25 protein-coding genes and 1 tRNA gene are annotated in these 22,776 nt (G+C 74.2%); 10 read left to right on the top strand and 16 right to left on the bottom strand.

Translation table 11 applies throughout. The features are described from left to right. Positions 1-96 precede the first annotated feature (96 nt). Complete coding sequence (locus tag ACGFIZ_RS24340; RefSeq protein WP_393422783.1) at positions 97-675, top strand: hypothetical protein; 579 nt, start codon at positions 97-99, stop codon at positions 673-675. Positions 676-715: 40 nt separating this feature from the next. On the opposite strand, the gene ACGFIZ_RS24335 is transcribed toward ACGFIZ_RS24340, so the two are convergent. The 4 genes from ACGFIZ_RS24335 to ACGFIZ_RS24320 all read right to left on the bottom strand — a co-directional run bounded on the left by ACGFIZ_RS24335 (position 716) and on the right by ACGFIZ_RS24320 (position 4,323). Further along, the gene (locus ACGFIZ_RS24335) at positions 716-1,606 is read right to left on the bottom strand and encodes a Gmad2 immunoglobulin-like domain-containing protein (protein WP_393422781.1); all 891 of its coding nucleotides are present in this window, start codon (positions 1,604-1,606) and stop codon (positions 716-718) included. Next, positions 1,594-2,988, bottom strand: a complete 1,395-nt coding sequence (locus ACGFIZ_RS24330; RefSeq protein WP_393422780.1) for an ATP-binding protein — start codon at positions 2,986-2,988, stop codon at positions 1,594-1,596. Before ACGFIZ_RS24330 ends, ACGFIZ_RS24335 begins: the two co-directional genes overlap by 13 nt. Before the next feature lie 7 nt (positions 2,989-2,995). Next, positions 2,996-3,676 (bottom strand): response regulator, encoded by a 681-nt coding sequence (locus ACGFIZ_RS24325; RefSeq protein WP_393422778.1) that lies wholly within the window; start codon positions 3,674-3,676, stop codon positions 2,996-2,998. 92 nt (positions 3,677-3,768) lie between these two features. Further along, complete coding sequence (locus tag ACGFIZ_RS24320; RefSeq protein ID WP_393422776.1) at positions 3,769-4,323, bottom strand: hypothetical protein; 555 nt, start codon at positions 4,321-4,323, stop codon at positions 3,769-3,771. 371 nt (positions 4,324-4,694) lie between these two features. Between ACGFIZ_RS24320 and ACGFIZ_RS24315 the strand changes: the two genes are divergently transcribed. After that, entirely contained in the window at positions 4,695-5,924 is a 1,230-nt protein-coding gene (locus ACGFIZ_RS24315; RefSeq protein ID WP_393422774.1) for a low temperature requirement protein A, read from the top strand. Between the two features lie 60 nt (positions 5,925-5,984). On the opposite strand, the gene ACGFIZ_RS24310 is transcribed toward ACGFIZ_RS24315, so the two are convergent. Continuing rightward, positions 5,985-6,233: a hypothetical protein gene (locus ACGFIZ_RS24310; protein ID WP_393422772.1), complete on the bottom strand. Its 249-nt coding sequence runs from the start codon at positions 6,231-6,233 to the stop codon at positions 5,985-5,987. A 448-nt stretch (positions 6,234-6,681) separates the two neighbouring features. Here ACGFIZ_RS24310 and ACGFIZ_RS24305 point away from each other — a divergent pair, with 448 nt between their 5' ends. Next, the gene (locus tag ACGFIZ_RS24305; protein WP_393422771.1) at positions 6,682-7,050 is read left to right on the top strand and encodes a peptidase inhibitor family I36 protein; all 369 of its coding nucleotides are present in this window, start codon (positions 6,682-6,684) and stop codon (positions 7,048-7,050) included. An 832-nt stretch (positions 7,051-7,882) separates the two neighbouring features. Further along, on the top strand, positions 7,883-8,332 hold the full coding sequence (locus tag ACGFIZ_RS24300; protein ID WP_393422770.1) for a tyrosine-type recombinase/integrase: 450 nt from the start codon (positions 7,883-7,885) through the stop codon (positions 8,330-8,332). 61 nt (positions 8,333-8,393) lie between these two features. Here the strand turns inward: ACGFIZ_RS24300 and ACGFIZ_RS24295 are convergent. The 6 genes from ACGFIZ_RS24295 to ACGFIZ_RS24270 form a co-directional block, all read right to left on the bottom strand. Then, positions 8,394-8,470 (bottom strand) — tRNA-Ala (locus tag ACGFIZ_RS24295). 305 nt (positions 8,471-8,775) lie between these two features. After that, on the bottom strand, positions 8,776-9,579 hold the full coding sequence (locus tag ACGFIZ_RS24290; protein WP_393422768.1) for a hypothetical protein: 804 nt from the start codon (positions 9,577-9,579) through the stop codon (positions 8,776-8,778). A gap of 178 nt (positions 9,580-9,757) precedes the next feature. Further along, positions 9,758-10,366 carry a GNAT family protein gene (locus ACGFIZ_RS24285; protein WP_347669144.1) on the bottom strand — a complete coding sequence of 203 codons (609 nt, stop codon included), beginning with the start codon at positions 10,364-10,366 and terminating at the stop codon, positions 9,758-9,760. A 253-nt stretch (positions 10,367-10,619) separates the two neighbouring features. Beyond that, positions 10,620-11,924, bottom strand: a complete 1,305-nt coding sequence (gene glp / locus ACGFIZ_RS24280) for a gephyrin-like molybdotransferase Glp (protein ID WP_393422766.1) — start codon at positions 11,922-11,924, stop codon at positions 10,620-10,622. After that, on the bottom strand, positions 11,921-12,922 hold the full coding sequence (locus ACGFIZ_RS24275) for a UTP--glucose-1-phosphate uridylyltransferase (RefSeq protein WP_393422764.1): 1,002 nt from the start codon (positions 12,920-12,922) through the stop codon (positions 11,921-11,923). Before ACGFIZ_RS24275 ends, glp begins: the two co-directional genes overlap by 4 nt. Before the next feature lie 9 nt (positions 12,923-12,931). Continuing rightward, positions 12,932-15,412 carry a diguanylate cyclase gene (locus tag ACGFIZ_RS24270; protein ID WP_393422762.1) on the bottom strand — a complete coding sequence of 827 codons (2,481 nt, stop codon included), beginning with the start codon at positions 15,410-15,412 and terminating at the stop codon, positions 12,932-12,934. Positions 15,413-15,497: 85 nt separating this feature from the next. Here ACGFIZ_RS24270 and ACGFIZ_RS24265 point away from each other — a divergent pair, with 85 nt between their 5' ends. From ACGFIZ_RS24265 to ACGFIZ_RS24255, 3 genes are all read left to right on the top strand, one after another. Next, positions 15,498-16,190, top strand: coding sequence for a 5-formyltetrahydrofolate cyclo-ligase (locus ACGFIZ_RS24265; protein WP_393422760.1), 693 nt, complete (start codon positions 15,498-15,500; stop codon positions 16,188-16,190). Positions 16,191-16,208: 18 nt separating this feature from the next. Further along, entirely contained in the window at positions 16,209-16,586 is a 378-nt protein-coding gene (locus ACGFIZ_RS24260) for an FmdB family zinc ribbon protein (RefSeq protein ID WP_393422758.1), read from the top strand. Positions 16,587-16,722: 136 nt separating this feature from the next. Further along, positions 16,723-17,295, top strand: a complete 573-nt coding sequence (locus ACGFIZ_RS24255) for a flagellar biosynthesis protein FlgA (protein ID WP_393422756.1) — start codon at positions 16,723-16,725, stop codon at positions 17,293-17,295. A 115-nt stretch (positions 17,296-17,410) separates the two neighbouring features. On the opposite strand, the gene ACGFIZ_RS24250 is transcribed toward ACGFIZ_RS24255, so the two are convergent. Continuing rightward, positions 17,411-17,587 (bottom strand): hypothetical protein, encoded by a 177-nt coding sequence (locus ACGFIZ_RS24250; protein ID WP_393422754.1) that lies wholly within the window; start codon positions 17,585-17,587, stop codon positions 17,411-17,413. Positions 17,588-17,662: 75 nt separating this feature from the next. On the opposite strand from ACGFIZ_RS24250, the gene ACGFIZ_RS24245 reads away from it, so the two are divergent. Beyond that, positions 17,663-18,046, top strand: a complete 384-nt coding sequence (locus ACGFIZ_RS24245) for a hypothetical protein (protein ID WP_393422752.1) — start codon at positions 17,663-17,665, stop codon at positions 18,044-18,046. A gap of 72 nt (positions 18,047-18,118) precedes the next feature. Here the strand turns inward: ACGFIZ_RS24245 and ACGFIZ_RS24240 are convergent, their stop codons facing one another. Next, the gene (locus ACGFIZ_RS24240) at positions 18,119-18,601 is read right to left on the bottom strand and encodes a DUF2231 domain-containing protein (RefSeq protein WP_393422810.1); all 483 of its coding nucleotides are present in this window, start codon (positions 18,599-18,601) and stop codon (positions 18,119-18,121) included. A 219-nt stretch (positions 18,602-18,820) separates the two neighbouring features. Here ACGFIZ_RS24240 and ACGFIZ_RS24235 point away from each other — a divergent pair, with 219 nt between their 5' ends. Together ACGFIZ_RS24235 and ACGFIZ_RS24230 are read left to right on the top strand one after the other, a co-directional pair. Next, positions 18,821-19,249: a Fur family transcriptional regulator gene (locus ACGFIZ_RS24235; protein ID WP_347669074.1), complete on the top strand. Its 429-nt coding sequence runs from the start codon at positions 18,821-18,823 to the stop codon at positions 19,247-19,249. A gap of 86 nt (positions 19,250-19,335) precedes the next feature. Then, positions 19,336-20,196: an oxygenase MpaB family protein gene (locus tag ACGFIZ_RS24230; protein WP_393422750.1), complete on the top strand. Its 861-nt coding sequence runs from the start codon at positions 19,336-19,338 to the stop codon at positions 20,194-20,196. A gap of 20 nt (positions 20,197-20,216) precedes the next feature. Here the strand turns inward: ACGFIZ_RS24230 and ACGFIZ_RS24225 are convergent, their stop codons facing one another. The 3 genes from ACGFIZ_RS24225 to ACGFIZ_RS24215 form a co-directional block, all read right to left on the bottom strand. Then, entirely contained in the window at positions 20,217-21,059 is an 843-nt protein-coding gene (locus tag ACGFIZ_RS24225) for a RecB family exonuclease (protein WP_393422808.1), read from the bottom strand. Between the two features lie 183 nt (positions 21,060-21,242). Further along, positions 21,243-21,857, bottom strand: a complete 615-nt coding sequence (locus tag ACGFIZ_RS24220; protein ID WP_347669076.1) for a MarC family protein — start codon at positions 21,855-21,857, stop codon at positions 21,243-21,245. A 31-nt stretch (positions 21,858-21,888) separates the two neighbouring features. Then, complete coding sequence (locus ACGFIZ_RS24215) at positions 21,889-22,770, bottom strand: PHP domain-containing protein (protein ID WP_393422748.1); 882 nt, start codon at positions 22,768-22,770, stop codon at positions 21,889-21,891. Positions 22,771-22,776: the final 6 nt, after the last annotated feature.

Below are 22,776 nucleotides of genomic sequence, written 5' to 3'. Positions count from 1 at the left end.
AGTGATTTTAGCTCGGAGTCTCTCAGCTGAGAGTGGACCCCGGGACGTGATTGAGGGCGGCCCGGTCTTGTCCTGCCGAGCCGTACGATCTCCGTCATGGGCAGCAGCTACCAGACGGTCCTCGCCACCGGCGACCTGGCCGACGTGCGCACGGCGGTCGCCGAATCGGGACAGGACGCCGTGGTCATCCCGGTCGGCGACCGCCGGTGGGCGGTGGTGCCGGCGCAGGACGACGGCTACGCGGAGACCGAAGACCTGGCGGAACTGCTCAGCCGCCCGGAAGGCAGCGTGGCGGCCTCGTTCGACGTGTTCGACTCCGACTACATCGTGGCCAAACTGTTCCGCGGTGGCCGCGGATACCACGACTATCTCTCCGATCAGGCATACGTCATCGAGTTGTGGGACGAGGACGACAACGAGATCCTTCTCGACCCGCTCGGTCGGCCGTACCCGCCGAACGCGACCCCGCCTACAGGCGCATACGGCGCCGACCCAGCCGCGTTCGCACCGCTCGGCATCGCCCCGATCGACGAGACGGCGCTGAGCGCCGCACTCCGCGGCCCGGTGCACATGGCGGAGAAGCAGCACCACGCGATCCTGCACGCGCTGAATCTCGATCCCCGTCCACTGCAGATGTCCTACAAGCGGGCCGTCACCTCAGGTCTGGGCGTCTAAAGGCGGCTCACGGTTGCCAGAGTGGACGTGATTGAGGGCCCTACCCCGTGGCGCTCATGACGACGGGCACCGCCACGACGTTGACGCGGCTGCCGTCCTGCGCCGACACCTCGTACACCTCGATGGTGCCCGGTCCGGCGCGGTCCAGCCGGTAGCCGACCCGTACCCGGTAGTCGCCGCGGCAGCCGGAGCCGCACGCGGCGGTGGTGAACGCGGTGCCGATCTCCCGGCCGGCGGCGTCCAGGATCCGGACGCTCACCGTCGCCTCGAAGACGTCGGCGGTCCCGGTCACCGTCACCGGGCTGGTGACCCTGTCGCCGATCGACGGGGCGGTCACCACGATCGCCGGCAGGAGGTCGGCGTAGTCGCCGCGCCCGGTGGGTGCGGTGTCGGTCGGGCCGAAGGCCACCCGGCGCACGGTGGGAAACTGGGTCAGCGTCCAGACCACCTGGGCCCGGCGGAGTCGGACCTGCGCCGCGTCGCCGGCGTCGAAGCCGGCCGACGGGGCCAGGGTGGCCACCCCGGCGGCGATGTGGACGACCTGGTTGCCGGCCGGGACGAGGGTCGCCAGGCCGGTCGCCGCCTCGACGCGGGTGGGGCCGCCGGCCAGTTCGGTGAGGGCCAGTCGGGACGTGGCGAGGGTGGCCGGCAGCGTACGCCGGGTCGGTGCGAGCTTCCCGTACCGGACAAACCAGAGCTGTACGGTGATGCTGCCGCTCGGGTTGGTCTCCGGGGCGGTGGGTGAGACCGACGGGGGTCGGCGGCTCGGCGACGGGCTGGTCGGGTGGGTCTGCGGGCTGGCGCCGGTCGGGGTGGCGCCGGCGCTGGTGCTCGCGCCTGCCGGCGCGGGGCCGAGGGTGCCGGTGCGGGCCGGCGCGCAGCCGGCGGCGAGCAGGAGCAGCGCCGTGAGCGGCGCGGTCAGGCGTCGCACCGGTCACCTCCGTCGATCGGGAGTTCCAGGCGGAGGCGGCTGCCCCGGCCGACCTCGCTGTGTGCCTCCAGCCGGCCGCCGAGCAGCCGGGTGTTCTCGTGCGCGATGGCCAGGCCGAGGCCGCTGCCGGGTCCGGTGCGGGCCGGGTCGACCTTGTAGAAGCGGTCGAACAGGTGCGGCAGGTGCTCGGCGGGAATGCCGGGGCCCTGATCGGTGACCTCGACGACGACGGTCGCGCCGGTGTGCCGTACCTCGGCCCGGACCTCGCCGCCGCCGTGCTCGACCGCGTTGGCCACCAGGTTGGCCAGCACCCGCTCCAGGCGGCGCGGGTCGGTGCCGGTGGTGGGCGCCTCCCCGGCGACGGTCACCCGGTCGGTCCAGCCTCGCGCGTCGATGATCCCGCGGAGCAGCGCGACGATGTCCACCGGCCGGATCGACACGGGCTCCCGGCCGGCGTCGAGGCGGGAGATCTCCATCAGCTCCTCGACGAGCCGGCGGAGCCGGACCACGTCGGTGACGAGGAGTTCGGCGGCCCGGCGGGCGTCGGCGGGGAGGGCGTCGAGCTGGCCGGCGAGCAGCGACGCCGCGGCCACCAGCGCGGTGACCGGGGTACGCAGTTCGTGCGCCACGTCGGCGGTGAACCGCCGCTCCCGGGCCTGGGCCTGGGACAGCGCCTCGATCTTCGCCTCCAGCGCCTCGGCCATCTCGTTGAACGACGCGGCCCACCCGCTAAACTCGTCACGACCATGCACCGGCAGCCGGGTGTGCAGCAGTCCCTCGGCCACCGCCCGGGCCGCCCGGCTGGCCCGGCCCACCGGCTCCAGGGTGCGCCGGGCGAGGGTGTTGCCCACCGCGGCGGCGAGCAGGACCACCGCGACCCAGCCGACCGCCAGCGCGGTGCGGAGCTGGCGGAGGCCGTCGGCGAGGTCGTCCTCGACGGTCACCACGTACAGTTCGGCGGTGGAGCCGGGGATCCGGCCGCCGACCACGAGCAGGTGCGGCCGGTCGCCGCCGGGAGAGCGTTGGAAGCCGAGCTGCCCGGCGGCGACCGCTTCGCGCAGGTCCGGGCCGGGCGCCGGCGCGTACCGGGGGTTCGACGCCTGGGCGTCGCCGGCGACCAGCAGCACGTGCCGTCCGTTCTGCTCGAAGCTTGCCAGCAGGTCCGCCCGGCGGGCGTCGGTCAGCGGCAGGAACTGCGCGGCGAGGACGAGCTGGTAGCGGGCGTCGGCGGCGGCGCGTTGCAGCGAGCCGTCGAACCGGGCCTGCCGCAACATCAGGTACGACCCGCCGGCGAGCGCGCCGGCGGAGACCCCGGCGACGAGTACGAACGCGACGACGAGCCGGCGCCGCAGGCGCCCCGGGGTGACTCTGCCCGCCGTCATCGCGCCGTCACCCCGTCGACAGTTTGTAGCCCGCCCCGCGGACCGTCCTGATCAGCGTGGGGGCCCCGGGATCGTCCTCCACCTTGGCGCGCAGCCGTTGCACGGCCACGTCCACGAGCCGGGAGTCGCCGAGGTAGGTGTGCCCCCACACCCGGTCGAGCAGCAGTTCGCGGGTGAACACCTGCCCGGGTCGCCGGGCCAGTTCCAGCAGCAGCCGGAACTCGGTCGCGGTGAGGAGCAGCTCGCGGCCGGCCTTGCGGGCCACGAACCGGGCCGGGTCGATCTCCAGCGGCCCGGCCGTCACGGTGGTCTCGGTGACCGGAGCGACGGTACGGCGCAGCACCGCGCGGACCCGGGCCACCAGTTCCGGTAGGTCGAACGGTTTGCGCAGGTAGTCGTCGGCGCCGCACTCCAGCCCGACGACCACGTCGATGGTGTCGGTGCGCGCGGTGAGCATCAGGATCGGCACCTGGCTGGTCCGCCGGATCTCCCGGCAGACCTCGAAGCCGTCGAGGCCGGGCAGCATCACGTCGAGCACGATCAGGTCGACCGGCCGGGCCCGCCACGCGGTGAGGGCCGTGGGACCGTCGACCGCGGTGTCCACCCGGAACCCGGACCGGCGCAGACCGAGGGCGGTGACCTCCCGGATGGAGGCATCGTCCTCAACGACCAGCACGCGGCCCTCCATAGCTACCCAGCGTAGCCGGGGGCGCCGCGCCGGGACCCTGGCGCAACGGCCGGTGATGGGGACCCGGTCGGCCCCCACCACCGGCGCAGGGCTCATGCCTGCCACTGGTGAACCACGTCGAGGACGATCCGGCTGTGCGTACCGGGGCCGCTGAGCACGAAGACCCGGAACGGCAGTTGGGCGCGGACGCCCACGGCGAAGGTGGTGTAGCCCTCGAAGCTGCCGCCGAAGACCACGTCCCGCAGGGTCTGGTAGCCCAGCACGGTCGCGGCGTGCTCCCCGGTGCGGTACGGCACGGTCGCGGCGTGGTTCTCGTCGTACGCCGGGGCCCGCAGCGACACCCGGAGCAGCGCGCCACCGGCCGTGTACGGGGACAGCGACAGCCCCTGCCCCTCGGTGAAGGTCTCCCCGTACTCGACGGACCAGCCGTCGGCCGGGCCGGTGAACTCGAAGACCACCCGGTCCCAGCAGTCGTGCTGCCCGGTGCGGACCTCGACCAGCGGGGCCGTGCTGAGCGTGCCGCCCGTCTTGGCCGTGCTGCCCCACGTGATGCCGCAGTACGGCGTGGCCGCCGCGGCGCCGCCGTTGCCGGCGACCAGCCCGCCGAGCACGACGACCAGGGCCATCAGCGCTCTCCTGAGTCTCATCGCTGTCCTCCTGTCGATGCGCGGGACGCTCACCGGACCGTCTCCGGTGCCTCCCGTGGCTCGACGGTCGGCCCGCCGTGGCACGCGGGCTTCGCAGCGGGGTAACCAGCAGGTAACAGCGGCCGCAGGCCGGCGGGGGGATGCCGGGGCGGCAGTGGCGATGCCATTGACGGGCATGGGCATGCCCGTACGCTCGGCAACGACCCGCACGGCCGCGAGACCGGAGCACACCCGAGCACAGCCTCTACGCGAATCGGCCACCGCTGGTGTGACCGGCTGCCAAACTGTGTCGGGTGGGTGAGGACGGAGTACCCGGTCGCAGTTCAGCGCGGCCACCGCTCGGTACGCGCTGGCTACGCGAGGGCACCGGCGTGTCCACCGTGGAAGTCTTCGTCGACCTGGCGTTCGCCTTCGCGTTCATCCAGGTCACCGCCTTGATGAGCGACGACTTCACCAGCCACGGCATGCTGAACGCGATGCTTGTGCTGACCCTGCTGTGGTGGACATGGTCCGTCTACGCCTGGTTGGGAAACAACCTCCAGGCACGGACCGGGCTGATCCGGATCGCGTTGCTGGCCGTGGCGATGATCACCTTCGTGATGGCGGTGGTGGCTCGGCAGGCGTTCACCGATCTCCCGGGTGCGGCCATCTCGGGGCCGCTGGTGTTCGTCGCGTGCTTCGTGGTCATTCGGCTGGTGCATCTGGCGCTGCGCTGGCACGCCGTCCCCGGCACTCGGCCACACACCGCCCTGCTGGTCGCCGCACCAGTGTTCATCGCCTCGATCCTCCTGTTCGCCGCCGCCATCGTGCCGCAGCGGCTGTTTCACGACCCGGGGATGGTCAAGGGCAGCCAAACCGGTCTCTGGGTGCTTGCCATCGGCATCGACTATGGCCACAGCCTGCTGATGCGGTCGTGGGGGTGGCACGTCGTCTCGGCCCGGCACTGGGCGGAGCGGCATGGCCTCATCGTGCTTGTCGCCTTCGGCGAGTCGCTCATAGCGGTTGGCCTTACCAGCAGCCGCGTGCCGATGAGTGGGCCGCTCGTCGCGGCCACCGCCTTCGCCGTCGTGATCGCAGCCGCACTGGCCTGGACATACTTCGACGTCGTGGCCATCGCTGCGGAACACACGCTGATCCTCAAACCTGTTCAGCGTCGGCTTGCCGCTGCCCGTGACGCCTACACCTATCTACATCTGCCGATGATCGCCGGCATCATGCTGCTCGCCCTTGGTCTGGCGAAGGTGGTAGCGATCATCCAACACAACGAGCTGCACCGCGCGTCCGTGCCGCTGGCAGGTCTCGGCCTCTACGCCCTCTACGGTGGGGTGTCCCTGTTCCTGCTCTCCCACGTCGGCTTCCAACTGCGGATCACGCGCTTGTTCAGGAGGACCATCTGGCCACGACTGATCGCCGCAGCACTGCTGGCGGGGATCATCCCGATCGCCAACCGGTTCCCGGCGGTGGCAGCGCTCGGCCTGCTGGCGGCCATCTGCGTCGGCCTGGTCATTACGGAGGTCATCCTCGCCGGCGGGCAGCGCAAGGAACTGCGCGAGGCGGCTGTGGCCGGAACCCTTTGGCCAAAGCGACCAACGCGGCCCTGACCGCGACAACCGGCACCCCCGCTCGCTGCCATCCAGCAGGCACCTCTGAGCCGCCGCACTTCACTGCTGCACCAAATCGGAAAAGGCCGTCTCCGACTGACGGAAAACGGCCTTTGATGAGGTGGAGCTGAGGGGATTTGAACCCCTAATGCCGAATGCCATCGATAGATCATCCTGAACCGGACAGATCCGGCCCCTGAGCAGGGCGGCGGCCTTCATCGCCTCTCGACGTTTTACAGGCGTTTCCGGGCTCGTTTGTGCCGGATCTGTGCCCGATGATCTTGCAACAGCATCGATGACTGCGATCAAGTACTACTGCTGCGGTCGCTCCTGGGGGCAGAGTTCGGCCCGGACATGCGTCCCGCACCACGGCGGTAGCTCGGCCGACCAGACACGCCACCCACCGGCATCCCGCCGCATCTCCCACCGCCACGGGTGCGCTGTGCCGGCCATCGCGTTGGGTCCGTCCCACCAGACTCCCGCGTACCTGCGCGACGACCAGGGCGCGATGCTCCGCGCTTCTCGGCCGTGATCCCGCCGGCCGTTTCCACCTTCGAGGGGCGGGCGCCCAGTGTTCTGGCTTGACAACCGGACGCGACGAAGAGCCGGGCCGATTGGGTATGAGTTCTGCGGATTCTCGTGAACTCAGCACCGGATACACCCGTATCTGATGTTGAAGAGGTGTTGCGCGCGTGTCAGGCGCAACTAATCCACAGCAGGGTCCCAGTACATCACCGAGCGTGAAGGATGGAACCACATGAAGCGAATGCGCACATTCCTAGCTACCGCGCTTACCGTCGGCCTAGCGGGTCTGCTTGCCCCTCTCCTCAGCCCATCTCCGGCAAACGCTGCCCAGTCGGACTGCACGACGACGGTATTCTGCCTCTGGATGGACATCAATTTCAGCGGACCCGTTCTCTACATCCACGGCCCCTCCAGCAACCTCTCGTACATAGGCGCTAACGACAAAATCAGCTCTGCCTACAACCGCTCGAGCGCAACCTGGTGCCTTTACGAGCACGCAAATTACGGTGGCCGGCGCTTGGTGTTCCCGCCGAACTCGCAGATCCATGACTTCCGCAACTACGGCTGGAACGACATCGCCAGCAGCGTCAAGCTGTGCTGACCCAGCGTGACGCGGACCAGGAGCTTTAGCAGCCGCCCTGGTGGACCAAGATCGACGCTAGGTCGCGCCCTGGTTGTGCCGGATGATCTTTTCTGGGCGTTCTTGCAGCTCACAGGGGGTCGGTTCCGGCCAGGCCTAAACCAGGGCACAACCTAGTTTCGATCTTGGCAAATTTGTTGGCTCTCGTGTCGCGGACCCTGCCCCCGGCGGACACCGCCACAGCGGCGCCTTTGACCTGACCGCGACCGGGCTACGAGGTCGGCTCCTGGGCGACCGGCCCGACCACGCCGGCCACCACCCCCCTCCCAGGTGCCAGTTTTGACCTGACCCGGACTGCGGTAGCGGCTGGCATGGGGGTCATCTGCTCGGGCACGGCGGACACCGCCCCCATGCTTGGGGCTTGCCGGTCCTCCCCTGCGCTTCCCGGGCAACAGCTCGTCTATCTCACATCGGGCAACCCCAGCCACCGACTGATGACCTCGGCGGACCCGGCGGCATCGGTGCCAGCGTGAGGAGTCACCGCGAGTCGGCAACCGGGCGACCACTCTTCCCGGTCTTCGAGAGCTGAACCACGACGGCACCGGAGGCGTGCCCAGCCAGCGCGACCACCGCGCTCCCGCCGTGTCCACTGCCGCGGCGTCCGGTCGAGGCTGACGCCAGAGCCGCGCGTGCCCCTGGTCGCGGTCGACGCCGGCTGGCTTGGCCCGTGCGGCTGTCTCTACGGCTCCCCACTGTCGCGCCGTGTGCGCCGGGGCGTGACCGGCCGCCAGGCCGCACGCGCGCCCCGGCGCGACACGGCGGCGGGCCGAAGGCCCGCCCTTGAGTCGGTGATGTGGACCTGGACGACCACGTGGCATTGGTGCTCGCGGAGCACGTCCGGAAGTACCCGCCCGCGTTGGTCGAGCTGCCCGACATCACCGCGGGGACTCCCGATCCGGGGAAGCCGGCAAAGCGGCGGGCGGTCTCGCTGTTGTTCACCGACGAACAGGGCAAGCCGATTCATGATCAGCGCTGGTCCGACCTGTGGCGCGGTTGGCGCAAGGCGGCAGGCTGGCCCGAGGACGGCACGTTCCACTCCCTGCGGCACTACTTCGCGACTCGCCTGATCACCTCGGGTGCCGACCCGACCGACGTGCAGAACGCGCTACGGCACTCCAGCCTGCGAATCACGCTGGAGACGTACGTGCACTGGTGGCCGAAGAAGAACCGTCGCCGGAACATCGTCAGCACGGCGCTTCGCGAGGCTGCGGGCAACCGCTCTGGGATAACGATTCCGGGCTGAGTTGTGCCGGATCTGTGCCCGATGATCAATGATCAGCGTTTCCGCTGCTCAACGGTGTTACTGGTGGAGCTGAGGGGATTTGAACCCCTGACCCCCTCGATGCGAACGAGGTGCGCTACCGGTCTGCGCCACAGCCCCTCCGCCGGTGAACCGGCGTCGGTCCCACCCGGCTTTCACCGGGCGGGCCGGCGACAAGACTAACAGCCCACCCGCCCCCCGCGCGAATCACCCCTCCGACACCCGGGATCTTGCCACGATACGCCCGGGTTGGTGATCGACTCCATGTCGGCGATGTGGCGGGGTCCCCGCCACGCCGATGCCCCCATGTCGCCGACATGGCCGGGTCCGGGCCGCGCGGATGCCCCCCGACATGGCCCCGGAACCCCGCCACACGGACGCCCCCATGTCGCCGACACGGCGCGGAACAAGCCCCACGGGAGGGGTCAGGCCGTGTGGGAGGTGCGGCCCGACTGGTACGGGCGACCGCGGAGGCCGCCCGCGCGGCGGTACGAGACGGAGCCGCCGCTGGCCGCCGCCGGCAGGTCCGCGGGGCGATCCAGGCCCATCGCCGTACGGCGTACCGCCTCGCGCTGGGCCGCCAGGCGGCGCTGCGCCTCCCGGCGGGCCGCCTGGCGGCGGGCCTGCTCCCGGCGCACCTCGGCCTGCCGGGCGGCCAGCCAGGCGGCCTCGCGGGCCCGGGCCCGCCGTCGGCGGCGCTCGGCCAGCACCCACCGGCGCAGGTGCGCGACGTACGCCACGAGCAGGGTGGCGGTGACCGAGAAGCTGATCCAGAACCCGGGGCTGACCAGCAGCACCCCGATCAGCTCGACGAGGTTGAGCAGCAGCAGGGCGGCCAGCACCCGCCGGCGCCGGTAGATCGCGGGGGTGTGCGGCCGGCGTCGGGGCGGGGTCCGTCGACGGGACTTCTCGGCCGCCGGCACGGCCCGCAGCCGGCTCGGCCGGCGCCGGGAGGGAGCCGGGGCGGGCGGCGCGGAAACCGGCGCGGACAGACCGCCCGTAACCGGATTCTCACTCAGGGTGATAACGAGTGAGCGGGGCGCGTTGACCGGCCGGCGGCCGGGAACAGTGCGGCGCCGTCGGCGGCGCTGGAGCACCCGCGCCGTCGACTGCGCCCGCTCCGCCACCAGCCGCTCGGTGGCGTCGTACCGGCGGACGAGCGCCGGGGCGAGGGCGAGCAGGCCGGCGGCGGCGAGGACGGCGAGGAGCACCGAGGTCGGCACCCTCACCCCTCCCGTCACTCAGTTCGGGCAACCGCCGTACGACCGCAGGATCTTCGACGGTGCCCGGCGCGGGCGGTCGATCATGCGGACGGCCAGCCGTCGCCGCAGCTTACAGTTACTTGAGGTTACGGGCCGCCGACCGCGATGATTGCGCGCCGCGCCGAGCCGACGGGGGTGGGACGGTTCACCCGGTGGTCGCGCGCAGCCGGTGCCAGCGGGCCAGCAGACCGCCCTCGGCGAGCACTTCCTCGCTGGTCATCGCGTATCCGATGTGGTCGCGCCAGGCGCCATCGATGTGCATGTAACGCACGTGGTACGACTCCTCGCGGAAGCCCAGCTTCTCCACCACCCGGCGGGACGGCGCGTTCTCCGGCCGGATGTTCACCTCGATCCGGTGCAGCCCGCCGGGGCCGAAGGCGTGGTCGACGGCGAGCGCCAGCGCCGTGGGGATGACCCCCTGACCGGCGACCCGCGAGTCGACCCAGTAGCCGGCGTACGCGGAGCAGAACGCCCGCCGGACGATGCTGCCGATGTTGAGGTGGCCGACCAGCCGCTCCCGCCCGCACTCGCGCAGGCACACCGCGAACGGCATCCCGTCACCGGTACGGGCCGAGCGGCGCAGGTCCCGGTACATCCAGCGGAACGCGGCAGGCGAGTTCAGCTCGTCCCAGCTCCCCGGCAGGGAGGACTCCCACGGGGCCAGCCAGCTCCGGTTGGCGCGGCGCACCTCCGACCAGGCCGCCGCGTCCGAGCGCCGGTACGGGCGCAGCAGCACCGGACCGTCCGCGAGCACCGCCGGCCAGCCCGGCGACCGCCCGAACCACCCAGAACTCACCGGGCTAGCCTTCCGTTCGCGACTGCGGGGCTCGCAAGCTCTCCTCGCATTCCTGCGCGACCGCGTCCCACCCGAGCCGCCCAGGAACGCTCGCTCCTCGCGCTCACCGGGCCAACGTCGTTCGCGACTGCGGGGCTCGCAAGCTCACTCCTCGCGCTCACCGGGCCAACGTCGTTCGCGACTGCGGGGCTCGCAAGCTCACTCCTCGCGCTCACCTACGCCGGTCCAGCAGGAGGACATCCACGGTGGAGCCGGCGGCGGCCGTGGTGACCCGCTCGCCGAGCACCATCAGCCCGTTCGCCTCGGCCAGCCCGGAGAGGGTGAACGGCCCGCCCGGCAGCGGCTGGACGGTGTAGCCGCCGCCGCGCCGCTCGGCGACGTGCGCCGGACGGAACTCGCGCAGCCCGCCCGGCGAGGTGATGGTCTCCAGCAGGTGGGCGCGGACGCTCGGCCGGAACACGGGCTCCGCCCCGGCCAGCAGGTTGATGGCCGGGCGGGCCAGCACCTCGAAGCCGATCAGCGCCGCGCCGGGCTCACCGGGTAGACAGACCACCGGCACCTCCTCGGCGCCGACCGTACCGAACCCGAGCGCGGTTCCGGGATACAGGGCGACCTCCGTGAAGGCGACCGGTCCCGCCCGGCCGCCCTCGCGGCGGGACAGGATGCGGCGGACCATGTCGCCCGGCCCCGTCCCGGTGCCGCCGGTGGTGATGATCAGGTCGGCGCGCAGGGTCTGGTCCTCCAGGAGGCCGCGCAGCCCCTCCGGGTCGTCGTCGCAGATGCCCACCCGGTACGCCAGCGCGCCGACCTCGGCCGCGGCGGCGGTCAGCGCGTGCGAGTTGGCGTCCACCACCTGGCCCGGCTGGCTGCCCCGGCCGACCTCGACCAGCTCGTCGCCGGTGGCCACGACGACCACCCGGGGGCTGGGCCGGACCACCACGTGCCCGATGCCGGTGGCGGCGAAGACCGCGACGAGCGCCGGGGTGACGTACGTGCCGGCGCGGGCGAGCACGGTGCCGGCCGGCAGCTCCTCGCCGGCCCGGCGCACCCCGTACCCGCGCTTGGGGGTGCGGAAGATCTCCACCGCGGCCATGCCCTGGTCGGTCCACTCCACGGGCACCACCACGTCCGCGGCGATCGGCAGCGGTGCCCCGGCGGCCACCGAGAAGCACGAGCCGGGGGTGAGCCGGACCGGCCGCCAGCTCGCCGCGCCGAGGTCGCCGACCACGTTGAGCCGCACGGTGCGCCCCGCGGGGCCGGAGCCGCGGTATCCCGCGACCCGGCCCGCGCCGGAGAGGTCCTCCCAGCGGGCCGCGTACCCGTCCACGGCCGCCTGGTCGAAGGCCGGGAACGAGTGCGGCGCGACGACGTCCTCGGCGAGGACGTTGCCGTACGCCTGGGTGAGGTCGAGGTCGAGCGGCGGCAGCGCGCGTAACCTGCGCAGCACGCTGCCCAGGTAGTCGGCGAGCGGCGTCAACTCGTTCGCGGCCGCCTCGGCGTCGGCCGTCGCGGTCATGTACTAGGACCGCCCGACGCGCCGCGCGCCCCGTTCAGGATCGCCGAGGTGACCGTCTCGTCGCCGGCGTTGACGAAGTCGGTGAGCCACGCGCGGAACTCGGCGCCCAGGTCCTCGCGCTCGCAGGCGATCTGCACCACGGTCTGGAGGTAGCCGAGGGGCATCCCTGTGTCGTAGCGGATGCCGCGGTAGACGATGGCGTGCACCGGGGTGCCCTCGGTGCGCAGCAGTTCCATCGCGTCGGTCAGCTGGATCTCGCCGCCGCTGCCCGGCTTCGTACGGCGGATCGCGTCGAAGATCTTGCTCGGCAGCACGTACCGGCCCAGGACGGCGAGGTTGCTCGGCGCCTCCTCCGGTGTGGGCTTCTCCACCAGGCCCGTCACCCGGACGACCTCGCCGATGTCGGTCAGCTCCGCCTCGGCCGGCTCCACGGAGGCGATGCCGTACCGCTTGGTCTCGGCCGGGTCGACCTCGAAGAAGGCCAGCACCACGCCGCCGGTGCGGGCCTGCAGCTCCAGCATCGCCGGCAGCAACGGCTCGGAGAGGTTGACGAACTCGTCGCCGAGCAGCACCGCGAAGGGCTGGTCGCCGACGTGCGACTCGGCGTACCCGACGGCGTGGCCGAGGCCGAGCGCCTGCGGTTGACGGCAGGTGTAGATCTCGGCCAGCTCGCTGGGGCGGCGCACCGCCGCCAGCCTGGCGGTGTCGCCCTTCTCCTCCAGCTTGGCCTCCAGGTCGGGGCGCTGGTCGAAGTAGTCCACCATGGCTGTCTTGCCCCGACCGGTGACCAGCAGCACGTCGCCGATGCCGGCCTGGGTCGCCTCCTCGACGATGTACTGGAGGACCGGCCGGTCGACCACCGGCAGCAGCTCCTTCGGCACCGCCTTGGTGGCCGGCAGGAACCGGGTGGCCAGGCCGGCGGCCGGGATGACGGCCTTGACCGCGCGGGCGCGGCCGGTCGCGGCGGCCGCTGAGGAGTTCGCTGAGTGCTCCGACATGTCGCGAGACTATCGGCCACGGCTCTGCCGCGGCGGGTGAGGACCGGAAGACGCGCCGCCCGGTGCGACCCGCGCCACGTCCGGATCGGCCCGCGCCGGGTCGACCTCGGCGGGGCCGACCAGGGCGGCCCGCGCCACGGCCGGGTCGATCCGCGCCGGGGCGACCTCGGCTGGGCCGACCAGGGCGGCCCGCGCCACGGCCGGGTCGATCCGCGCCGGGTCGACCTCGGCTGGGCCGGCCGGTGCGACCACCCGGGGCGGGTCGTCCGGCGGGACCGCGGGAGCGCCCGCCCGCGGCAGACCGTCGGCCGGGGTGACCGCCCCGGCCAGGACGGGAAGTTCCTGGGTCGGGGGCCAGGGGCGCGGGTCGGCCAGCCGCCAGGCGTCCCGCCCGGCCGCCTTCGCCGCGTACAGGGCCTCGTCGGCGGCGTCGAGGACCTGCTGGCCGGTGGTGGCGTGGTCGGGATACACGGCGATGCCCACGGAGACGGTGACGGCGATCGCCACCCCGTCCGGGCCGTCGAGCGCCACCGGGGCGCCCCGGACCGCCGCGCCGAGGCGCTCGGCCACGATCGTCGCGCCCCGCGCGTCCGTCTCCGGCAGCAGCACCACGAACTCCTCCCCACCCTGGCGGAACGCCAGGTCCACCTCGCGGATCTCGCCCCGGACCCGCCGGGCGAACTCGACGAGCACCGCGTCCCCGGCGGCGTGCCCCCAGGTGTCGTTGACCGCCTTGAACCGGTCCAGGTCCAGCGCCAGGACGCTGAGCATCCGGCCGAACCGGCTGGCCCGCTCCACCTCCCGGCGGATCGACTCGCGCAGGTAGCGGTAGTTCCACAGCCCGGTCAGCGGGTCGGTCAGCGACAACCGCTGGGCCTCCTCGTGCGCCCGGACGTTGTCCACGGCCACCGCCGCGTGCCCCGCGAAGGTGCGCAGGGTGACCAGGTCGTCGTCGTCGAACTCGTCGGCGCCCAGCCGGTCGTATAGAGCCAGCACGCCCAGGGCCGCCGCGGGTGGCGCCGGCTCCGCCCCGCCCGGGTCCGCGGACCGGGCCGCCCCGACCGGGTCCACGCCGGGCCAGGCCGTCCCGCCCGGGTCCACGCCGGGCCAGGCCGTCCCGCCCGGGTCCACGCCGGGCCGGGCCGCCCCGACCGGGCCGCCGGGGGCCGCGAAGGGCACCGCCACGTACGTCTCGCAGCGCGGCTCCCCCGTCGGAGGCGCGAACGGCTCCGCCCTCCCCCGGCGTGCCTCCCCGGTCGCCGCCACCGCGCCGACCACCCCGCTGCCCACCGGCACCCGCAGCGCCGACGCGTCGGCCGGCCCCGGCGCCGGGCCGGTGGGCCACCGCCCGTCCAGGCCCTCGGCGCACTGCCCCACCAGCACGGCGCCGTCCACCAGCAGCACGGCCCCGGCCCGGGCGCCGGTGGCCGCGATCGCGCTGTGCAGGATGACCCGCAGGATGCGCTGCAGGTCGTGGGTGCTGGCCAGGGTGTCACCGAGCACCGCGAGGTGCCCGCGCAACTGGTCCCGGCTGCTGGTCAGCGCCTGCACGTACGAGCCGGTCTCCTGGGTCATCCGGTTGAACGCGCTGGCGAGCCGGCCGATCTCGTCCCGGCTGCGCACCGGCACCCGGGTGTCCAGTTCGCCGTGGGTCACCCGGTCCACCGCGCCGGCCAGTTCCATCAGCGGCCGGGTGGTGACCCGGGCCAGCCGCCAGGCGGCGAGCACCGCCAGCAGCGCGGCGAGCACGACCGCGCCGGTCAGCGCCGCGTACAGGCCGGGGGGCTGCTCGCTCCGGACGGAGAGCACCAGCGGCAGGGGCTGCCCCGGCGCGGGACCCGCCCGGCGGACGTACCGGCCGTCGGCGGTCTCGGCGACCCGGTCGCCCGCGGCTGTGCCGGCGGCGGCCAGCACCGCGTCGCGTACCCCGGCGGCCTCGGTGGTGTGCGCGACCCGGTCGGCGCCGCCGGCGCCGTCGAGCAGGGTGACGGCGACCCCCGTGACCGCCGCCAGCCGGGCGACGAACGCCGGGTCGACGGGTTGCGCCGCGGCGACGGTGCCCAGGTCCCTGCCGGCCCGGTCGCGCAGCCCGACGCGGGCGCCGAGCACCCGCACCGGGCCGCGGGCGGGCCGGGCGGCGGAGCAGTCCAGCCAGGGCTGGGCGGGGGCGCCGGGGGTGGCGTAGCGGACCTGCCCGGTCACGTCGGCGACCACGACCGCGGCGGCCAGGCCGCGGCTGACCACCTGCCTGGCCGCGCCCGCCCGCCCCGCCGCGTCGGGGGCGAGGGCGACCGCGTCGGCCGCCGCGCGCAGTTGCTGGCAGAGGGCGTCGACCGAGGTACGGACGGTCGCGGCGGCCAGGCCGAGCCGTTCCGCCGACCGGCCTCGGTCGACGGCCGCCATGGTCGCGCCGACGAAGAACGCTCCGAGCAGGACAGGGCCGAGGACCACCACGAGGAAGGCCGCCGTCAACCGCCCGCGTAGCGTCAACGCTTCCCCCCGGAAGTTGCGCGTTCGATGCTAGCGATGCTGACACAGTGCGACGGTGGGGTAAACGTTGCGTCAGGAGTGTTGCGTGCCAGATTTTTCTGATGAAGCGGAAGTGACCCACGAGGCGAAACGCCGCCTCCGGGTGGAGTTGCTGGCCCGCCGCCGCGCGCTGCCGGCCGCGCGCCGGGCGGAGGCGGCGGCGTCCGTCCGGGCCGCGCTCGTCGACCTGGTACGCCGGCTGCGCCCGGCCCGGATGACCGCGTACGTCCCCGTCGGCTCGGAGCCGGGCGGGCCGGAGCTGCCGGAGGCGCTGCGCGCCGCGCTGCCGCCCGACGCCGAGCTGCTGCTGCCGGTGCTGCGGGAGGACCTGGACCTGGACCTGGACTGGGCGGCGTACCCGGGTCCGGGGTGCCTGGTGGCGGCCGGGCGCGGGCTGCGCGAGCCGGCCGGCCCCCGGCTGGGCTGCTCGGCGGTCGCCGACGCGCAGCTGGTGGTGGTGCCCGCCCTGGCGGTGGACCGGGGCGGCCGGCGGCTCGGGCGCGGCGGCGGCTCGTACGACCGGGCGCTGGCCCGGGTCGGCGGGACCGCCCTGACGGTGGCTCTGCTGCACGACGGTGAGCTGCTGAAACACCTGCCCGCCGAGCCGCACGACCGGCCGGTGCGCGCGGTGGTCGCCCCGGCCACGGGGCTGCGTACGCTGGCAGCCGGCCCGGTGTCGGCCCCGGCACTTCCGCTGGACGAACCCGGGTCGGATGACGCACCATTGGCACTCGAATAAGTCGAGTGCCAACAGGCCGTGCCAGATCCGGAGGAGAACGTGCCCACGTACCAGTACGCCTGCACCGCGTGTGGCCACCAGCTCGAGGCGGTGCAGTCCTTCTCTGACGAGCCGCTGACCGAGTGCCCCGCGTGCGAGGGACAGCTGCGCAAGCTCTTCAACTCCGTCGGCATCGTCTTCAAGGGCTCGGGCTTCTACCGCACCGACTCCCGCTCCGGCTCCGACACCGCCAAGAACGGGTCCGGCAAGCCGGCCAAGTCCGAGTCGTCCTCCGGCGGCGACTCCGGCTCGTCGAGCACGTCCGGCGGCTCCACCAGCGCGTCCAACGGGTCGTCCGGCTCCTCCGGCTCGTCCTCGGGCGGCGCGGCGAAGGCCCCGGCGGCCAGCGCCTCCTGACCCACCCCCTAGCAGATCCGCGCGCCCGGTGGGGGTTTTCCACAGGCGCCCCCGTTGTCCACAGGCCGCGCCCCGACCCGGGCGCGGCCTGTCGTCCGCCGCCTAGCCTGCTGCTCCCGGCGCCACCGCGGCGCGGGTGACGAGGCGGGAGGGCGGCATGGCGGCCAGCGGGGCGGTGGGGTCCGGGTCACTACGGCCGGTGCGCTGGCCACGCCACCCCCGCCGGTCCACCCTGTTGCGGGCCGCCCTGGTCGCCGCCCTGCTCGGCCTCGCCGCGGCGGTGCTCCAGACGCCGTCCGGCTGCCCGTCGGCCCCCGGCACGTCCGGATCTCCCGGGGCCACGGCGTCCCCGGGCGGCGGACCGGACGGTGACCCCGGGACGAGCGGCGGGGCCGGGCCGAGCGGGCCGCCGACGGCCGCCGCCCTGCCACTGCCCGACGGGGCGGTCGGCGTGCCGGTCCGGCTGGCCGAGCCGGCCGCGCTCGCGGTGGTACGCCCCGGCGCCCGGGTCGATCTGCTCGCCGTACCGGCCGACGGCCGGGCCGCCGAGGCCGACCTGCTGGCGCCCCGCGCGCTGGTGCTCGACGTGGTCGGGGCCGGCGCCGTGGACGGCTCCTCCGCGCTCTACCTGGCGCTCAGCCCCGAGCAGGCGCACCGCGCGGTGGGCCTGCCGGAGGGCAGCCGCTTCGCGATCGTGGTCCGCGGCTGAGTCGTGGTCCGCGGGCTGACGGCGCCCGACGCGGGCGGGAAGGCCGGCGAGAGCCGGGCGCGGGGCGGACGGGAAGGCCGGGTGCGAAGCGGACAGAGGGCCGGCGAGAGGGCGCTCAGTCCCAGTGCGGGGGGCGCTCGGCGAGCAGCCAGTCGTCGTTGCTGCCGGACACCTCGCCCCAGCCCCGGTCCGTGTCGTCGGACGTCTGCTCGGGCAGCACCACGAAGTCCTCGCTCAGGTCGACGGCGCGGTCGTCGTCGCCGCGCGCCTGCGTCCCCGGGTCGATGCTCACGAAGGGAAAGAATACCCGGAATCGGACCCGCCTCCGACCGGCCGCGCGGCCCGCGGATTGGTAGCGTCGGACGGCGTGACGACGCCCAGCGGTGAGCGCCCCGAGGACGACTTCTGGCGACGCCCGCCGGACACCCCCGGCGGCGCCTCCGGGCCGACCGCGGCGGGGCCACCGAGCCCGACCGCGGCGGTGCCACCGGGAGGCCAGCCGTCGGGCGCGCCCCCGGTGGGCGCGGCCACCGGGTACGCCGGTCCGCCGTCGACCACGCCCCCGCCGCCCGGCTGGCGGCCCCCGCTCCACCTCCAGGCGCCGCCGCCGCGGCGGTTGCCGCCACAGGACATGGCCGAACTGGACGCCGCGGAGCAGCGGGCCCAACTGGTCACCTGGAGCGCCGGCGGGGTCGCGGCGGTGGTGCTGGTGGTCCTCGTCTGCGTGCTCTGCTCGCGGGTGCTCTTCTGAGCGGCCCGCCCGCCGCCCGGGCGCGGGTCCCGACCCGGACCGGACCAGGACCGGACCGGACCGGACGGTGGGTCAGAGAGTGCCGCCCCAGACGGCCTGGGCGCCGGTGTCGCCGGTCAGCACGCCGTAGACCAGCGCGGTGGCGGACAGCACGACCACCACGACGGTCAGCAGCAGGGGCGCCCAGGACGGCAGCCGGGACACCCGGTCGTCGTTGCGGGTCACCAGCAGCAGGAGGATGGCCGCCACGGCCAGGCCCACGGTGAACCAGAGCAGCGTGTCGCCGTACTCGGCGTGCTCCTGCACCTTGTCGAGGATCTGCGGCGGGTAGCCCTTCTCCGCCAGCACGCGCTCCAGTTCCTCGCCCGACTCGGTCGCCACCCAGGCGACGATCGGGCCCAGCACGGCCAGGATCGCCACCGCCCAGCCGAGCCGGGGACGCCACCGGGGCACCAGTCCGTACGCGGAGGCGAGCAGCGCCAGCAGCGGAACGAACACCACGGCTGCGTGGACGATCAGGGCGTGCCCCGGCAGTCCGTTGATCTCCCTGAACACCGACACCTCCGGCAGTGGACGCGGTACCGCGGGCAGTCCAGCGTACGACGACCAGCCGGGCGCGGCAGTACTGACGATCTGGCACACGCACCCACGGGTCGACCGGTTCAGCCCGCCGGCCGAGACGGCGGCCGGATCGTGGTGACCGTGGCCTGTGGTCCGTGCCACCTGCCAGGACGCTCGGTTGTCGCCAGGTGGGGCGCGTGCTGTCATTGACTCATGACCAGTGGCGAGGAACTGCTCCGGTCGAGGGGCCTGCGGGTCACCCGGCCGCGCCTCGCCGTGCTGGAGGTCCTGGCCGCCGGCGGCCACCTGGAGGTCGACGAGATCACCCGCCGGGTGCGGGAACGCCTCGACTCCGTGTCCATCCAGGCGGTCTACGACGTTCTCGGCGCGCTCTCCCGCGCCGGGCTGTCCCGCCGGATCGAGCCGGCCGGCAGCCCCGCCCGGTACGAGGCGCGGGCCGGCGACAACCACCACCACGTGGTCTGCCGCGGTTGCGGCGAGATCGCCGACATCGACTGCGCGGTCGGCGCCGCCCCCTGCCTCGACCCGATCACCTCCCACGGGTTCGAGGTGGACGAGGCCGAGGTGACCTTCTGGGGCCTCTGCCCGGCCTGCCAGGCCCGCCGCTCCGCCGACGACTGACCTGGACCCCGCCGCATCGCCGACGACCGGCCTGCGGTCCGCCGCACCGTCGACGATCCACCTGGACGGCGTGGCAGGCTGGGGCGGTGGACTCCGATGACCTCGGCCTGTTCGGTCCGGGATCGGTCACGTGGAAGGTGCACGGGGAGCCGATCCTGATCGTCGCCGGCCTGCGCGCGCTCTACCTTCAGGCGTTGCACCCCCGGGCGATGGCCGGAGTGGCGCAGAACAGCGACTACCGGGCCGACGCGTGGGGCCGGCTGGCCCGCACCGCCACGTACGTGGCGACCGCCGTCTACGGCACGACCGCCGAGGCCGAGGCGGCGGGCGCCCGGCTGCGCCGGCTGCACGCCCGGCTGCGGGCCACCGACCCGTTCACCGGGGAGCCGTTCCGGATCGACGAGCCGGAGCTGCTGCGCTGGGTGCACGTCACCGAGGTCGAGTCGTTCCTGAGCACCGCGCGCCGGGCGGGACTGCCGCTCACCGACGCGGAGGCGGACCGCTACTACGCCGAGCAGCGCCGGACGGCGGCCCTGGTGGGGCTGGACCCGGCCGAGGTGCCGGGCAGCGCGGCCGAGGTGGCCGGATACTACCGCCGGATCCGGCCCGAGCTGCGGCTCACCCGGGAGGCGGCGGAGACGGCCCTCTTCCTGACCGCGCCGCCGTTGCCGTGGAAACTCAGCCTGCCGGCCCGGCTCGGGTTGAACCTCGGGCCGGCGCGGTGGGCGTACCTGGGGGTCGCCGGCACGGCGTTCGCGCTGCTGCCGGCGTGGGCCCGCCGCCGGTACGGCGGGCTCGGCCTGCCGGTCACCGAACTGTCGGCGGACCTCACCGTGCGCGCCCTGCGGCTGACCCTGGCCGCCCTGCCCCGCCGCTGGCGGGAGGGCCCCCTGCAACAGGCCGCGAAGGAGCGGGCGCGGCTGGCCACCGCCGGCCTGACCGGCTGAGCCGCCGGCCCCGCGCCGGGTCAGGACTCGTCGGGCACGGGGCCGGCGGGGCGCTCCAGCGCCGCCCAGGGCTCCTTCCCCGGCGCCTGGGCGCCGGCCGGGCAGGTACGGCGGTAGTCGCACCAGCCGCAGCGCGGCCCCGGGGTGGTCGGGAAGGCCTCGTCCGGGTCGGCGCCGTCGGCGACCGCCCGCTCGGCGGCCATGATGTCCCGCGCGGCGTCCTCGGCGCGGGTGACCTGGCGGGCCAGCGACTCGGGGGTGTGCTCGTGCGCCGCGACGGTGCCCGTCGGCAGGTGGTGCAGCTCCACCCGGCGGCACGGCCGGCGGAACACCCGCTCCGCGGCGTACGCGTAGAGGGCCAGCGCCTGCGAGCCCCGCGCGTCGTCCGCGTCCAGCCCCGTACGACCCGTCTTGTAGTCGACGATGACCAGTTCGGGGCCGCCGGGGCCGGGCCGCGCGTCGATCCGGTCGGCGCGGCCGTTGAACGCCAGCACCGCCGTCTTCACCGCCACCACCCGCTCGACGCCGACCGGCTCGGCTTCCGGCTCCAGGGTGTCGACGTAGGACTCCAGCCAGGCCAGCGCCCGCCGGTACGCGTCGCGCTCCTGCTCCTCGTCGCGGTAGCCCTCCCGGACCCACGTGCCCTTCAGCAGCGTCGGCAGCGCCTCGGGGCGGCGGCGGTCGGCGGGCAGGGCGTACCAGTTCTTCAGGGCGTTGTGCACGCTGGCGCCGAGCGAGTTGTGCGCCCACGGCGGGCCCTTCGGCGGCGCGGGCCGGTCCACGTACGAGTAGCGGTAGCGACGCGGGCAGTCCGCGTACGCGCCGAGCTTGCTGGGGGTGCAGACGAAGAGCCGCTCCGGCATGCCCTCGAAGCCGAGCTGCTCGGGCTGGGCGGCGCGGGGCCGGGGGGCCCGGCCGGGCCCGGCGGCGGGTCGGCCGGATCGGCCGGACGGGGAGGGGGGTCGCACCCCGCGATCCTGCCACGCCCGTACGACATCCCGGCCCAGGCGGTCGCCGCGCGCCGGGGACGGGCGCCGCCGGGCGGCTCAGGCCATGTTCGCGTACTGGGTGACGAAGCTGGCGATCGCGTCGGCGATGAGCTGCACGGCGATCGCGGCCAGCAGCAGGCCGGCGATCCGGGTGAGCACCTCGATCCCGCCGGGGCGGAGGATCTTGACGATGCCGCCGGAGAAGCGCAGCACGACCCAGACGGTGAGCATCACCGCGACGATCGCCGCGGCGATCGCCGTGTAGTCGGCGGGCGAGTAGGCCTGCTGGACGAAGAGCATGGTCGCCACGATGGCGCCGGGGCCGGCGAGCAGGGGGGTGCCGAGCGGCACCAGCGCGACGTTCGAGGTGGCCTGCTGGGCGGGGTCGTCGGCCTTGCCGGTCAGCAGCTCCAGGGCGACCAGCACCAGCAGCAGGCCGCCGGCGGCCTGGAGCGCCGGCAGATCCACGTGCAGGTACGCGAGCAGGGTCTGCCCGGCCACGGCGAAGACGACGATCACGCCCAGCGCCAACGCCACGGCCTGCCAGGCCGCCCGGTTCCGGTCCCTGGCGGGCAGCGCCCCGGTCAGCGCGACGAAGATGGGCATCATGCCGGGCGGGTCCACGATCACCAGCAGGGTCACGAAGACCTCGCCGAACAGCTTGAGATCCACTCCGCCACGGTAGCGGCGGGACGAGGAATGCTCAGGTCGACGCGACGGGGGTCACCCCGGTGGCGGCGGCCACGATCCGCTCGTACGCCTCGACGCCGGTGGTGAACGCGCCGAGCCGGACGGTCTTGTGCGTGCCGTGGAAGTCCGACGAGCCGGTGACGAGCAGGCCCAGCTCGGCGGCGAGCGCCCGGACGTGCGCCCGCTCGGCCGGGGAGTGGTCCTCGTGGTCGGCCTCCAGCCCGGCCAGCCCGGCCCCGGCCAGCTCCACGATCAGCCGGTCGGGCACGATGCGGCCCCGCCGGGTGGCCCTCGGGTGGGCGAAGACGGGCACCCCGCCGGCGGCCCGGACCAGCCGCACGGCCCGGAACACGTCGATGTCCTCCTTGGGCAGCCGGTACCGCTCCCCCAGCCACGCCGGGCCGAACGCCTCGGTGGTGGTCGCCACGAGCCCCGCCCGGATCAGCGCCTGGGCGATGTGCGGCCGGCCCACCGTCCCGCCGGCCGCCCCGGCCAGGATCTCGGGCCAGCTGACGTCGACGCCGTCGGCGCGCAGCAACTCGACGGTCCGCTCGGCGCGCACCTCGCGGGCGGCCCGCACCCGGGTCAGCTCCGCGGCCAGTTCCGGCTCGGCGGGGTCGAACAGGTACGCGAGCAGGTGCAGCGGCACGGACGGTTCGACGCCGTACCAGCGGCAGGACAGTTCCGCGCCCCGGACCAGGGTGAGCCCCGGGGGCAGCGCCCGTACCGCGGGCTCCCAGCCGGCGGTGGTGTCGTGGTCGGTGATCGCGAGCACGTCCAGGCCCGCGTCGGCGGCGGCCCGGGCCAGCTCGGCCGGGGTGAGGGTGCCGTCGCTGGCCGTGGAGTGGGCGTGCAGGTCGATCCGGGCGGTGGCCGCCACCGGGTACGCGCTCATCGCCCC

The sequence above is a fragment of the Micromonospora sp. NPDC048830 genome (assembly GCF_043198215.1).
Classification (GTDB): domain Bacteria; phylum Actinomycetota; class Actinomycetes; order Mycobacteriales; family Micromonosporaceae; genus Micromonospora.
Note: the sequence above shows the minus strand (reverse complement) of the source record. Positions and strands in the feature narration are given on the sequence as shown.

Excerpts from the sequence above, each read along its gene's own strand:
- glp (WP_393422766.1), bottom strand. The coding sequence starts at position 11,924 with ATGACCGCGACGGCCGACGCCGAGGCGGCCGCGAACGAGTTGACGCCG.
- ACGFIZ_RS24330 (WP_393422780.1), bottom strand. The coding sequence starts at position 2,988 with ATGACGGCGGGCAGAGTCACCCCGGGGCGCCTGCGGCGCCGGCTCGTC.
- ACGFIZ_RS24305 (WP_393422771.1), top strand. The coding sequence starts at position 6,682 with ATGAAGCGAATGCGCACATTCCTAGCTACCGCGCTTACCGTCGGCCTA.
- ACGFIZ_RS24275 (WP_393422764.1), bottom strand. The coding sequence starts at position 12,922 with ATGTCGGAGCACTCAGCGAACTCCTCAGCGGCCGCCGCGACCGGCCGC.
- ACGFIZ_RS24325 (WP_393422778.1), bottom strand. The coding sequence starts at position 3,676 with ATGGAGGGCCGCGTGCTGGTCGTTGAGGACGATGCCTCCATCCGGGAG.
- ACGFIZ_RS24340 (WP_393422783.1), top strand. The coding sequence starts at position 97 with ATGGGCAGCAGCTACCAGACGGTCCTCGCCACCGGCGACCTGGCCGAC.
- ACGFIZ_RS24320 (WP_393422776.1), bottom strand. The coding sequence starts at position 4,323 with ATGAGACTCAGGAGAGCGCTGATGGCCCTGGTCGTCGTGCTCGGCGGG.
- ACGFIZ_RS24225 (WP_393422808.1), bottom strand. The coding sequence starts at position 21,059 with ATGCCGGAGCGGCTCTTCGTCTGCACCCCCAGCAAGCTCGGCGCGTAC.
- ACGFIZ_RS24215 (WP_393422748.1), bottom strand. The coding sequence starts at position 22,770 with ATGAGCGCGTACCCGGTGGCGGCCACCGCCCGGATCGACCTGCACGCC.
- ACGFIZ_RS24235 (WP_347669074.1), top strand. The coding sequence starts at position 18,821 with ATGACCAGTGGCGAGGAACTGCTCCGGTCGAGGGGCCTGCGGGTCACC.